Genomic DNA, 12,585 nt, shown 5'->3' with positions numbered 1-12,585 from the left:
TGTGGCCGATCACCCTCTCAGGTCGGCTACGCATCGTCGCCTTGGTAAGCCGTTACCTTACCAACTAGCTAATGCGCCGCAGGTCCATCCATAAGTGGCAGATTGCTCCGCCTTTCTCATCTCCCTCATGCGAAGAAAATGCCTATCTGGTATTAGCTCACGTTTCCGTGGGTTATCCCAGTCTTATGGGCAGGTTACCTACGTGTTACTCACCCGTCCGCCGCTAACTATCAGGAGTGCAAGCACTCCTTCAAGTCCGCTCGACTTGCATGTATTAGGCACGCCGCCAGCGTTCGTCCTGAGCCAGGATCAAACTCTCCGTTAAAGTTAAGTTTGAACTGCTCATATCTTTTGACGAGGTATCGCTACCTCATTCACAAACGTTGCTCGTTGTTCAGTTTTCAAAGAACAATCTTAGTCAGTAACCAATCTTTCAGTTACTTTCTTTTTCTCACCGCTTTGTCAGCGGCGACTTTTATATCTTATCACTTCGTTCATTCGAAGTCAACAACTTTTTTCAACTTATTTTTTAAGTTGTTTTCATTTTGTTGTTGCCCGCCTCTTAGCGAAGCAGGAAATTAGAATATACCATAGCTACTTAAAAGAATGCAACCTCTTTTTTTGAATTTGTTTATCCCAGCCATGTTTCTCCTCTAACTCCTTCTATTAATAATAGGGATACTTAGGATAATGATGACACCACTTACTAGAGAAGGGGCAGCCCACACTTAGCATGGAATCCCAAACTCCCAAGCTCCTTTTCTCAGGCTAACCCCTTATTCATAGTACTAGAAGATAGACTCCTCTCTCCCTATTAAGCAGCTATTCCTAATGGAGAGAATAGAATGTAAACAGCGATCATAAGCACGATCATGACGACGGTAAATGCCTTCGCATGCTTCCATGGCGTCAAATCCACCTTGCCTGATTCAAACAGCTCGAAATCCTGTTCGCGCGGTTTCCATTTCCCGACGAGCAGCATGACTAACACGCAGACTGGGAACAATACACTTAAAATGTACAGGAAGTTGAGCGTACCCAAAAAGAATTTGGACAGGGTATAGAGTACAATATGGACAACCAATGCTATTTTAGGCGCAATTGCCGGTACCTTCTTGCTAAAGAAGCCGACAACGACAGCGGCAATGATCGGGATGTTATAAAATCCGAACATCTCCTGCAAGTAGTAATACAATCCTGAAGGCGCATACAGAATAAAGGGTGCAACAGCTACTGCAATAAGACCAAGCGCGACGGCAAAGATTCTGCCTGCCTTCACGAGCTGCTGATCCGTCGCGTTCGGCTTGAATATCGGCTTGTAAATATCCAAGGTGAACAAGGTTAACGAACTGTTGAGCGCCCCATTAAATGAGCTTAATATCGCACCGAACAACACGGCCGCGAAAAATCCAGACAGTAACGTCGGAAGAACCTCAATAACAAGTGATGGATAGGCCATATCCGCATTGCTAAGCGAATTGTTAAAGAGATGATAGGCAATAATGCCCGGAAGAACGAGATAGAATGCTCCGAAAATTTTGAACATGCCGGCATACAGCACGCCCTTTTGGCCTTCCTTCAAGTTTTTGGCGCCCAGCGTCCGCTGAACGATCGCCTGATTCGTACACCAATAGAATAAATTGTTGAAGAGAAGCCCTGCGCAGATCGTCACCCATGGAACTGGCGAAGAACTGTCACCAATGGAGTTCAACTTCTCGGGTTCTTTATGCAGCAGTGTGCTGACCCCATCGAACAAATTGCCTCCTCCGAGTGCAACCAGACCAAGCACGGTAATGAGCAGACCACCGACAATAAGGCCGACTCCATTCAGCGTATCCGACAGTGCACATGCGCGCAGACCGCCTAGTACCACGTAAGCAATCCCTGTAATCCCAATCGCAAGAGATACAACCAATATAATATTGAAATCACTCAGATCAAATCGAGCCGAAATATTAAAAATCGTATCAAGCACAAGTGCACCAGAATAGAGCACGGTAGGCAAATAAGCAACAGCATATCCAAGCAAAAACAAAATCGAGATAATCTGACGCGTACGCAAATCATAGCGCTGTTCCAGAAAATCCGGGATTGTCGTAATCCCTGACTTCAAATAACGCGGCAAGAAGATAAATGCCATAAAGATGAGCGCGATCGGCGAAGTTACCTCCCAAGCCATGACAACCATGGAAGTTGCATAGCTTTGCCCATTCAATCCAACCATTTGCTCCGTCGATAAGTTCGTCAACAGCAGCGAGAAAGCGATTACAATGCCTGTCAAGCTGCGCCCGCCCAGAAAGTATCCATCCGAGCTGTTCAAATCCACACTGCGCGTCTTGTACCATGAGTACCAGGCAACAATTCCAGTATACAGTAAAAAGGTGATGACCGTGATGTAAGTCATGAAAGCCCTCCTCTATGCATAGAGAAATCTTGTGCTTATCATTGCTAGTTCTAGTAAATGGGACTGATGGCACCGAGAAGGATTACGAAATCCCATTCTTACTTGATGGCAGTCATAGCAGCAGGCATTCGAACGTCAACCAGTTGGCCGCTTTCAAATGACTCCTTGCATGCATACCCAAGCGCGGTCGACAGCACCCCATCCTCTACTGTTACTTTCGGTTGTCTTCCCTCGAGGATTGCCTGTACAAATTCAACTGCTTCATTCATATAAGCCTGTTCAAACCGTTCAAGGAATCCATTTGCGCACTCTCTCACGACACCCCGATCATCGAGAATCATGACTTGATTTTTCTCTGGTACAGTCCCGATGCGCAGTGATCCTTGCGTACCTATAATTTCTGTCTCGATATGATAGCCGTGCGCACAATTGCGACCCGCTACAAATATCCCCATCTTATTGTCTGCAAATTGTACAAGTGCTGCTCCAGTTTCTGCATCGTTCAGCTCCGCAAGCTCGGTATATCGATGAGAACCGCCGATTGCCCACACGCGTTCCGCTTCCACGCCCAAATACCACCGAGCCAAATCCAAATCATGAATTGCCATATCGAGGAACAAACCCCCGCTATAGTTGCTCTTGGCAAATTGCATGAAGCCAGGCATCGCTTGTGCCGGATCGATCCCATAACAGCGAATCAGCACGGGTTCGCCAATCGCACCCGCTTCAATTTGTTTCTTCGCATACGCATAAGAGCGGTCATATCTGCGCATAAAACCAAGCATGAACACCTGATTCGGATGCTTGCGAACAGCCTTCCGCACGCGCAGCGCTTCCTCCATGTACAGCCCAAGCGGCTTCTCACTGAATACGTGAAACCCAGCTTCCAGCGCCTGCTCAATCTGTTCGCAATGATAAGAAGATGGAGAAGCAATAAAAATGGCGTCCAGTTCTTGATTGCGCAGCATATCCTCATAATTCGTATACCCGTAAGGGACATTCAGCTCTTGTTGAGCTTCCTCCACCTCTTCCGGTATCACACTGCATACGGCCATCAATTTGCAATTCGGAATGCGATGCGCCAAATTATCCGCGTGCTGCCGCCCGAGTCTTCCTAAGCCTACAAGACCTACCGATATCTGTTTGCCCTGTTTCATCTGTTCGTCCCTCCGTTTATACGCCCGCTTGCTGCAAAATATACTGTCTAGCCTTCATTGCGTATTCGAGCGGATTCGCCCGAGCAGGATCCTGCTCCGCTTCCACCAGCATCCAACCGCGGTATCCAGCCGTTGCAAGCGATTGGAACACCGGTTCGAAGGGAATGCATCCATCTCCGGGAACCGTGAATACCCCTTCCTTTACCGCCTGCAGGAAGCTGAGCTTTTCTTCAATTACGCGGCACGCCACATCCTTGCGCACATCCTTCAAGTGAACATGCTTAATGCGATCCATATAACGATTCAATATGTATAGGGGATTCTCTCCGGAAAATACAAGGTGGCCTGTATCATACAGCAAGGACACCAGCTCCGGATCTGTGCTAGCCATCAGTCGCTCGATTTCCACCGTTGTCTGAACGCCAGTTCCCATATGATGATGGTACACAAGGTGCATATCCATGGCCCGAGCGAGCTCTCCCAATCGATGAAGCCCCTCAGTTAAGCGCTTCCAATCTTCGTTGTTGAATATCGGCTTATTATCAAAAAGCGGAGTATCCATTTCTCCCTGAATGCTGTGTCCCTGCTCGGATACAACAATGACCTTCGAGCCCATCGCATGCAAAAAGTCACGGTGTTGAATAAATGCCTCTACCGTTTCTCCAAGCGGCTTCACAGTCAGGTAAGCGCTAAACCAGGCACTCGCTACCTCCAGATTCCTCAGATGCAGCGCCTTCCGCAGTACCTCAACTTCACGAGGATACTTATTGCCGATTTCCGTGCCGGCAAACCCAGCGAGCGCCATTTCGCTCACGCATTGCTCGAATGTATTTCCTCCGCCTAATTCAGGCATATCATCGTTCGTCCAACCGATAGGAGCAATCCCAATCTTCACACTCTCTGCTGCAAACATGCCCATTCCTCCCCAGAAGTCATAATTAAGATTCATGGAGGCAGGCGGATCAGCTTCGAAGGGCAGCTCGAACACCTCGCAAAGCTAGGTTCTAAAAAACAACCTTCCAACCTCTGCTGCCCGTCAAGCGCTCTGAACATCGAACATTCCATGCAACTTCCACCTACGAAATACAGTGCCCGACTGTCCACCGCCTGCTCCATTACTGCTGTTTCCTGCTCTGTGACATGTTAATAAAGGTTATTGCCGTCGAACTTGCCATCGAATATACGAGAGGATTGGCTAATATGGTCGTGCCTGGCTCAGGGATTGGCGCCGCTCATCATAGGCTTGGGCAATTGCCTTCTTGTCCGACACCTCTGCTACGCCGACATTCCACCATGCATCATAGCCATGGGTCATCGTCTTCGGGAGCACCTTAATATCGATCAACGTCGATTCCTTCTGGCGCTTAGCTGCCATCACGGCCTGTTCGAGCTCCTTCATGGTGCGTACCGAATACGTAACGGCTCCGTACCCCGAGGCACTAAGCGCAAAATCGATGCCGACAAGAGGCCCGTCCAGCTTGCCCGTATACGGGTTACGCGAACGGAACTCCGTGCCGAAGCTGCCCATGCCGTTGCCCATCTGTAAATTGTTAATACATCCGAAACCATTATTGTCGAATAGCAGGACGTTAATTTTCCGTCCCTCTTGAATGCTCGTCAGCAGCTCAGAGTGAAGCATTAAGTAACTGCCATCACCGGTAAAAGCGTATACCTCTCGCTCCGGCTCCGCCATCTTCACGCCAAGCGCGCCTGCAATTTCGTATCCCATACATGAGTAGCCATATTCCATATGGTACGAATGCGGTGTCTCAGCCCGCCACATCCGCTGCAAATCCCCTGGAAGGCTGCCGGCTGCGCCCACAACAATCGCATTGTCGCCGAGCAGTTGGTTCAAGGCGGCCACAACCTGTGTCTGCGTCAGGCTGCTGCCAAGCGCCGCCGCGTATTCTGGCAGTGCCTCATCCAAATGGCCCTCAATTTCTGGAGTAAATGAACCTGCGCCTTGTACGTACTGAATGCCAGCCAAGCGCTGCCATTCCTTATCCCAAGCGTCGCGCGCTTCTTGAATCTCCCCTGTATAGGCTGAACGGTAATCCAGGGATTGAAGCCGCTGATGAAGCTCCTCCAATCCCACTTTTGCGTCAGCCACTATCGGAGTTGCATCCAGCTTAATCGCTTGGAATTCGGATACATTCACCGTCACAACATCTATATCAGGATTGCCGAACAGTTCCTTAGAACCTGTCGTAAAATCAGTAAAGCGGGTGCCAACCCCAATAATGAGATCCGCATCCTTGGCTATCGCATTCGCAGCCGAATTGCCTGTAACTCCGATGCCGCCCAGATTAAGCGGATGAGAGCTTGCGATCGCGCTCTTGCCCGCCTGCGTCTCAGCCAACGGAATATGGAAGGCTTCCGCGAATGCCGCCAGTGCATCTCCCGCTTCGGAGTAGCGAACGCCTCCGCCGCAGATAAGCAGCGGCTTGCGTTTGCGAGCGATGAGGCGAACCGCATCTTCAAGCTGCGCCGCTGATGCAGGCCGCCGATCGATCCGATGCACCCGCTTCTCGAAGAAAGAGACTGGATAATCACATGCCTCCCCCTGTACGTCCTGCGGCAATGCCAGCGTAACGGCACCGGTGTCGGCCGGATTGGTCAGCACCCGCATTGCTTGAATCAGTGCCGTCATTAGCTGCTCCGGACGCACGATTCGATCCCAATACTTGCTTACCGGACGAAAAGCATCATTCGTCGATATGGTAAGATCATGTGGCTGCTCAATTTGCTGCAGCACCGGATCGGGCTGGCGAGAGGCGAACGTGTCTCCCGGAAGCAGCAGCACCGGAATTTGATTCGCCGTCGCCGTTGCCGCAGCGGTTATCATGTTGGCTGCGCCCGGCCCGACAGAGGAGGTGCAGGCGCATATTTGCTTGCGCCGCATCTGCTTGGCAAATGCGACGGCAGCCTGAGCCATCCCCTGCTCATTGCGCCCTTGGTATACTTCCAAGCCGCCGCAGTTCTCTTCGAGCGCTTGGCCCAATCCAAGCACATTGCCGTGACCAAATATCGTAAATACGCCTTTAATGAAGCGCTGCTCCACACCGTCAAACTCCACATACTGCTGATCCAGGAACTTGACGAGTGCCTGCGCCATTGTTAAACGGATCGTTTCCATCCCGAACACCATCCTTACCAGCGCGTAGTGACCATCTTTTTGCGGGTATAGAACTCTACTCCGTCCGTGCCGTTCGCATGCAAATCCCCATAGAAGGAATCCTTGTAGCCAGAGAACGGGAAGAAGGCCATCGGTGCTGGAACGCCAACGTTTACACCGAGCATCCCTGCATCGATATGCTCACGGAATTGTCTCATATAAGCGCCGCTCGACGTGAAGATGCAGGCACCGTTCGCAAACCGCGATTCATTCGCCCAAGCGATTGCCTCATCGATATCCTTTACACGCACAATTGACAATACCGGCGCAAAAATCTCATCCTGCCAAATCTTCATTTGCTGTGTCACTTCATCGAAAATCGTCGGCCCCATGAAGAAGCCATCGCCATTGGTTTCTGCGTCCTGGCGGCCATCGCGCACAAGCTTGGCCCCCTCCTGCACGCCAGCATCAATGTAACCGATCGCTCTCTCCTTATGACCTTCGCGAATGACTGGCCCAAGGAACACGTCATCGCGTTCGCCATTGCCAATAATAAGCTCATCAGAAGCCTTCACAAGCTGTGCAACGAACTCGTCCGCAACCGATTCCTGCACGAGCACAACTGAGCAGGCCATGCAGCGTTCTCCGGCCGAACCGAATGCTGCATTGATAATTTGCGTCGTAGCGTTCTCCAAATTCGCGTCTTCCATTACGATCGAGTGGTTCTTGGCTCCGGTCAAGGCTTGCACGCGCTTCAAGTTGGCAGTGCCGCGCTTGTACACATATTCGCCGACTGGCTGGGAGCCAACGAAGGAGATCGCCTTCACCTGCTTATGATCAAGCAATCCATTCACGACATCATGCGCCCCATGGACAATATTCAGAACGCCCTTCGGCAAGCCCGCTTCTTCCATGAGCTCCGCCAAACGGCAAGCCAGAAGAGGAGTACGCTCGGAAGGCTTCAATACGAACGTGTTGCCGCAAGCGATCGCCAGCGGGAACATCCAGCACGGCACCATCATCGGGAAGTTGAACGGGGTAATGCCGCCAACGACACCGATTGGATAACGGTACATACCGGATTCAATGTTGGTAGCAATGTCCGGCAGCTGCTTGCCCATCATGAGCGTTGGTGCACCGGCTGCGAATTCCACGCATTCGATGCCTCGTTGCACTTCACCGTGTGCTTCTTTGAAATTTTTGCCGTTCTCAAGCGTAATCAGCTTGGCCAGCTCATCCCAATGCTCAACGAGAAGCTGCTGATACTTGAACATGATGCGCGCCCGACGCGGAACAGCAGTACGCGACCATGTGCGGAACGCTTCCGCAGCCACAGCTACCGCTTCATTCAATTCTTCCATGCTGGACAACGGGACATGCCCGATAATGTCGCCCGTAGCCGGATTGTATACCGGTTCCGTTTTACCTGATGTTGATTCCTTCCATTGTCCCCCGACATAGTTGCGAATGGTGATTGCTTCTGTCATGTTCCATTCTCCTCTCGTCATTTCATATATAGTAAAGAACATCTGAAATCCGGATGTGAACCTAGCAAACCGTTCCTTTTATACGTTCAAAAGAGTTACACATTCAAAGCTTGATGGGCATTCAGCAGCAGCATCTTCTGTTTGGCCGCTTCCTTCACCGCTTCCATCGGACGGGCGAATAAGGCAACGCGGTCGAACTCATTTGGTTTGTTCAGTATTTCGCTGCGCAGTGTCTTGCCGAACGCCATGCGGAGTGCCGTACCGATATTGACCTTGCTGATGCGTGTAGCCGCAAGCCTGCGCAAATCATCGTCCTTCACTCCTGTCGATCCATGCAGCACGAGTGGCACCGATACGACGCGCTCAATCTCCGCGAGCCGTTCGTAATCGATCGGTGCGGACTGTTCTTCCATCCGGTGCAGCGTTCCGATCGCCACTGCCAGTGTGTCGACACCAGTCTCTTCCGCAAACACCTTTGCTTCGCCTGGTGCTGTCAGTCTAGCCTCCACATTCATGGACGGATCCGTATATCCGACGGCTCCGATTTCCGCTTCGACAGGAATGCCGCAGGCATGCGCCAGCTTTACAATTTCCCGCGTGCTGCGAATATTGTCCGCGAGTGGCAGCTGCGAGCCGTCATACATAATGGATGTGTATCCACTCATAATCGCTTCGGCTGCCGACTCGAATCCATCGCCGTGATCCAAATGGATGCATACTGGCACCTTCGCACGCTCAGCCAAGCTTCTGTACAACGCTCCTGATACTTGAAGAGGCATGTAGCGAATCGCCACCTTATTTGTCGCCAATATGACCGGCGCTCCGATTTCCTCGGCTGCGGCAATGACCGCCGAAGCATCCTCATAACCAAATACGTTAAATGCCGGCACGGCCGCATTGCGTTCCTGCAACCCCTGCATCATTTCCGTTAATGTAACGAGCATGAACCGTCCCTCCATGTTGAATGACTTATAACTTGCTCACTATCTCATACGCCGCAAACTTCCCCATCGGGCCGTTATGGCTGCATTCAATCCAATTCAGTTTCATTCCAATTGAAGATTTGGTCGTGTGTCAGCGGTATTCAGGTCTATTCCCCACGCTCCGCGCTTCTGATGAATTCATCCAGTTCCGCGGTCGTTGGCATCGCGTCTGAGCAGCTATGGCGCGAGATAACGATGGCGGCCGAAGCGCTGCCGTATTCCATCGCACGCGGCAAATCCCAGCCCTGCATCAACGCATAAATCATGGCAGACGCATAGGAATCGCCCGCTCCGAATGTCTTGAGCACCTTCGTCTTGAAAATGCCCCCTCTATGCGCTTCTCCGTCTTTCGTATAGGCAATCGAACCTTCCGAGCCATGCTTAATGAGAACAACCTGCGCATGATGCCCGAACCATTTCGCCGCAGTCAGTCGATCGTCCGCTTGCTGACCGGAGAACTTCTCCATCATGTCGAACTCTTCGCGCGTTCCAATGACAAAGTCGCATTTTTCCGCCGCAAGCTGATAATAAATCGAGGTTTCCGCAACATTTTTCCAGGTGTACGGGCGATAGTCTAGATCGAAAAATACGAATACCCCATGCTTGCGTGCATATTCCAAGGCAATGAATACTGCCTCGCGTGACGGGCTCGCAGCGAGCGCCGTTCCTGATATGAGCAGCGCCTTCGTCTGCTTGATATACTCCTCAGATACCTCTTCCGGCTTAAGGAGGAGATCCGCTACATGGTCACGGTACATCAGAATGCTGCAATCTGTAGGACTTTTAATTTCAGTAAAGGCTAATCCTGTCATTGCTCCCGTATCATCAACAGCAAGCTGCGACGTATCTATCGATTGATCGTTCAAATATTGTCGTATGTAACGGCCCATCTGATCATCGGACAGCTTGCCGATGAATCCGCTTTTCATGCCGAGGCGTGCCGCCCCAATTGCAATGTTCGCTGGAGATCCGCCCACGTACTTCGTGAACGTTCTCGTCTCCTCCATTGGCCGATTAATTTCGTTCGCATTTAGATCGATGCACAGTCTTCCGATGGCAATCAAGTCGAATGGCCGATCCTTAGGGAATGATAATGTACTCATATCCAGTCAGCACCTCCATGTTCTCTGCCTCATGCCCTCTTTCTGCAGGACTGAGGCCACTATGATGCAGTCTCTTTCTGTTGCGAGTTGAGTTAAGCGCTTACCTTGTAGCTAATTATATGCACACCAATTTGGTAATGTAAACGCTTTTTTAATGATTTAATAAGTTCTTTTTTTCACTTGCAAATCTTCTTTTCCTATTTAAAATAACTTGCCATTTTCCCTGTAACACAGCGGAATCCCGCTCGATTATTGATTTTTCACCTTGCCAACCTCTGGAACATAGCCTATAGTTAAAATATGAGTTAAGCGCTTTCCCTACTTTGCCTAATAAGTCGTCGTTTTACTGTTCCATATACAGAACAATTTCGATCACACTCAGAGAAAGCAGGGATTATTATGCTGCAAGTAGGAATCATCGGAGCCGGACGAATTGGAAAGCTGCATGCAAGCCATATTCAACAAATGAGCAATATCCGCGTTCGCGCAATATCAGACGTATATACGGAAGGGTTGGACGAATGGGCTTCCGCGCATGGAATCCCAGATGTCACGAACGACTATCAAGACATTCTTCATGACCCGGATATTCAAGCGGTGTTTATCTGTTCACCGACCAGCACACATGCGGACATCATTCGTGAGGCTGCCGAAGCCGGCAAGCATATTTTCTGTGAGAAGCCTGTCAGCTTCTCAATCGAAACGACAGAGCAAGCACTAGCTGCGGTTAAGAAGTCCGGCGTGAAGATGCAGGTCGGCTTTAACCGCCGCTTTGACCATAATTACAAAAAAGCGCGTGACGTCGTACAATCCGGAGGCATTGGAGCCCCACACTTGCTGCGCATTACGTCGCGCGATCCAGAACCGCCATCAGCAGAGTATATCGCCAAATCCGGCGGACTGTTCATTGATATGACCATTCACGACTTCGATATGGCCCGCTATGTCATGCAAAGCGAGGTCGTTGAGGTATATGCGCAAGGAGCGAATCTGGTCGATCCGAAAATTGGGGAATTGAACGATATTGACACAGCCATTGTTAGTCTTCGCTTTGCCAACGGTGCGCTCGGCATTATCGAGAACAGCCGCAAGGCCGTGTACGGTTATGATCAGCGTCTGGAAGCATTCGGCTCCGACGGCTGTGTCTCAACACAGAACGACCGTCCTTCTACAGCGGTTGTTGCGACGGCTAATGGAGTTCATATGGACAAGCCGCTGCATTTCTTCATCGAGCGTTATACGCAGGCCTATATTCAGGAGGTTCAAGACTTCGTTCGGGCCATTATGCACAATGGCCCAGTCGTCTGTGATGCCAACGACGGATTGCAGGCGGAACGCATCGCACTGGCGGCCAAAGAGTCGCTGCGTACCGGGCTGCCTGTTAAGATAGCCCATTAACATATAGATTTGTATTTATAAAAACTATTCTCTACTGAGGCAAGGAGGCCGCCTTTATGTCTAAATTACTCGTATCGCCACAACCAAGAGATGAGCAAGGCAAGGTCATTTCCGTTACGCCGCAAAGCGCAGGCTGGGAGTATGTAGGGTTCGAACTGTATTCGCTGCAGCCAGGTGAAAAGCTGCAAAACGATACAAATGAGCAGGAGGTATGCCTTGTCCTGCTGAGTGGGAAGGCTGAGGTCAGCACTTCGAAAAAATCGTTCGGTGTGCTTGGACAGCGCATGAGTGTATTTGAGCGCATTCCTCCGTATTCGGTTTACGTACCGAACCATGATCGATATACCGTTCAGGCCGAAACGGCCTTAGAACTAGCTGTCTGTGCGGCCCCTGGCAAGGGGACATACCCGGCTCGTGTCATTGCTCCTGAAGATGTCGGTGTAGAAACACGCGGTTCTGGCAGCATCGAGCGGCATATCCATAATATTTTGCCGGAACAAAAAGAGGCGGACAGCCTGCTCGTCGTAGAGGTGTTCACGCCTGGCGGGCATTGGTCCAGCTATCCGCCGCATAAGCACGATCAGGAAAATTTGCCGCATGAATCATATTTGGAAGAAACCTATTATCATGAAGTCAATCCTAAGCAAGGGTTCATTATGCAGCGCGTATACAATGACGACCGTTCGTTGGATGAGACGATGGCCGTGCCGCACCGCCATGTCGTCCTAGTTCCAGAGGGGTATCACCCGGTATCCGCGCCTCCAGGATACGATTCCTATTATTTGAACGTGATGGCGGGACCTGTGCGTACATGGAAGTTCCACAATGATCCCGAACACGAGTGGCTTTTTGAAAAAAAGTGATGCCGCTTATTTCGAGCAGTCTCTTACAGGAGAATGGCGTAGTCCATTCTCCTTTTGTTGTATAATGAGAAATAA

Annotated in this window: 9 protein-coding genes and 1 rRNA gene; 2 read left to right on the top strand and 8 right to left on the bottom strand. The window is 50.5% G+C overall.

The features are described from left to right. The 8 genes from BP95_RS0126820 to iolC all read right to left on the bottom strand — a co-directional run. Positions 1-325 (bottom strand): 16S ribosomal RNA (locus BP95_RS0126820); the annotation flags it as partial. A 489-nt stretch (positions 326-814) separates the two neighbouring features. Further along, positions 815-2,404: a solute:sodium symporter family transporter gene (locus tag BP95_RS0126815; protein WP_021252195.1), complete on the bottom strand. Its 1,590-nt coding sequence runs from the start codon at positions 2,402-2,404 to the stop codon at positions 815-817. A gap of 98 nt (positions 2,405-2,502) precedes the next feature. Next, complete coding sequence (locus BP95_RS0126810) at positions 2,503-3,561, bottom strand: Gfo/Idh/MocA family oxidoreductase (RefSeq protein WP_021252196.1); 1,059 nt, start codon at positions 3,559-3,561, stop codon at positions 2,503-2,505. 16 nt (positions 3,562-3,577) lie between these two features. Continuing rightward, positions 3,578-4,474 (bottom strand): myo-inosose-2 dehydratase, encoded by an 897-nt coding sequence (gene iolE, locus BP95_RS0126805; RefSeq protein ID WP_028533682.1) that lies wholly within the window; start codon positions 4,472-4,474, stop codon positions 3,578-3,580. Positions 4,475-4,756: 282 nt separating this feature from the next. Next, entirely contained in the window at positions 4,757-6,697 is a 1,941-nt protein-coding gene (gene iolD, locus BP95_RS0126800; RefSeq protein WP_028533681.1) for a 3D-(3,5/4)-trihydroxycyclohexane-1,2-dione acylhydrolase (decyclizing), read from the bottom strand. A gap of 14 nt (positions 6,698-6,711) precedes the next feature. Next, positions 6,712-8,163 carry a CoA-acylating methylmalonate-semialdehyde dehydrogenase gene (locus tag BP95_RS0126795; protein ID WP_021252199.1) on the bottom strand — a complete coding sequence of 484 codons (1,452 nt, stop codon included), beginning with the start codon at positions 8,161-8,163 and terminating at the stop codon, positions 6,712-6,714. A gap of 95 nt (positions 8,164-8,258) precedes the next feature. Continuing rightward, the gene (locus tag BP95_RS0126790) at positions 8,259-9,107 is read right to left on the bottom strand and encodes a class II fructose-bisphosphate aldolase (RefSeq protein ID WP_021252200.1); all 849 of its coding nucleotides are present in this window, start codon (positions 9,105-9,107) and stop codon (positions 8,259-8,261) included. A 146-nt stretch (positions 9,108-9,253) separates the two neighbouring features. Beyond that, positions 9,254-10,249: a 5-dehydro-2-deoxygluconokinase gene (iolC, locus tag BP95_RS0126785; protein ID WP_028533679.1), complete on the bottom strand. Its 996-nt coding sequence runs from the start codon at positions 10,247-10,249 to the stop codon at positions 9,254-9,256. A 393-nt stretch (positions 10,250-10,642) separates the two neighbouring features. Between iolC and iolG the strand changes: the two genes are divergently transcribed. Further along, on the top strand, positions 10,643-11,647 hold the full coding sequence (gene iolG, locus BP95_RS0126780) for an inositol 2-dehydrogenase (RefSeq protein ID WP_028533678.1): 1,005 nt from the start codon (positions 10,643-10,645) through the stop codon (positions 11,645-11,647). Positions 11,648-11,703: 56 nt separating this feature from the next. Continuing rightward, on the top strand, positions 11,704-12,510 hold the full coding sequence (gene iolB / locus BP95_RS0126775; RefSeq protein ID WP_021252203.1) for a 5-deoxy-glucuronate isomerase: 807 nt from the start codon (positions 11,704-11,706) through the stop codon (positions 12,508-12,510). Positions 12,511-12,585 lie beyond the last annotated feature (75 nt).

Origin of the sequence: Paenibacillus sp. UNC217MF, from assembly GCF_000686865.1 — a bacterium.
GTDB classification, from domain to species: Bacteria; Bacillota; Bacilli; order Paenibacillales; family Paenibacillaceae; genus Paenibacillus_B; species Paenibacillus_B suaedae.
Note: the sequence above shows the minus strand (reverse complement) of the source record. Positions and strands in the feature narration are given on the sequence as shown.

Bases quoted from the DNA above. Each gene is read 5' to 3' on its own strand.
- BP95_RS0126795 (WP_021252199.1), bottom strand. From the start codon at position 8,163: ATGACAGAAGCAATCACCATTCGCAACTATGTCGGGGGACAATGGAAG.
- iolB (WP_021252203.1), top strand. From the start codon at position 11,704: ATGTCTAAATTACTCGTATCGCCACAACCAAGAGATGAGCAAGGCAAG.
- iolC (WP_028533679.1), bottom strand. From the start codon at position 10,249: ATGAGTACATTATCATTCCCTAAGGATCGGCCATTCGACTTGATTGCC.
- BP95_RS0126790 (WP_021252200.1), bottom strand. From the start codon at position 9,107: ATGCTCGTTACATTAACGGAAATGATGCAGGGGTTGCAGGAACGCAAT.
- iolD (WP_028533681.1), bottom strand. From the start codon at position 6,697: ATGGAAACGATCCGTTTAACAATGGCGCAGGCACTCGTCAAGTTCCTG.
- BP95_RS0126810 (WP_021252196.1), bottom strand. From the start codon at position 3,561: ATGAAACAGGGCAAACAGATATCGGTAGGTCTTGTAGGCTTAGGAAGA.
- iolE (WP_028533682.1), bottom strand. From the start codon at position 4,474: ATGTTTGCAGCAGAGAGTGTGAAGATTGGGATTGCTCCTATCGGTTGG.
- BP95_RS0126815 (WP_021252195.1), bottom strand. From the start codon at position 2,404: ATGACTTACATCACGGTCATCACCTTTTTACTGTATACTGGAATTGTT.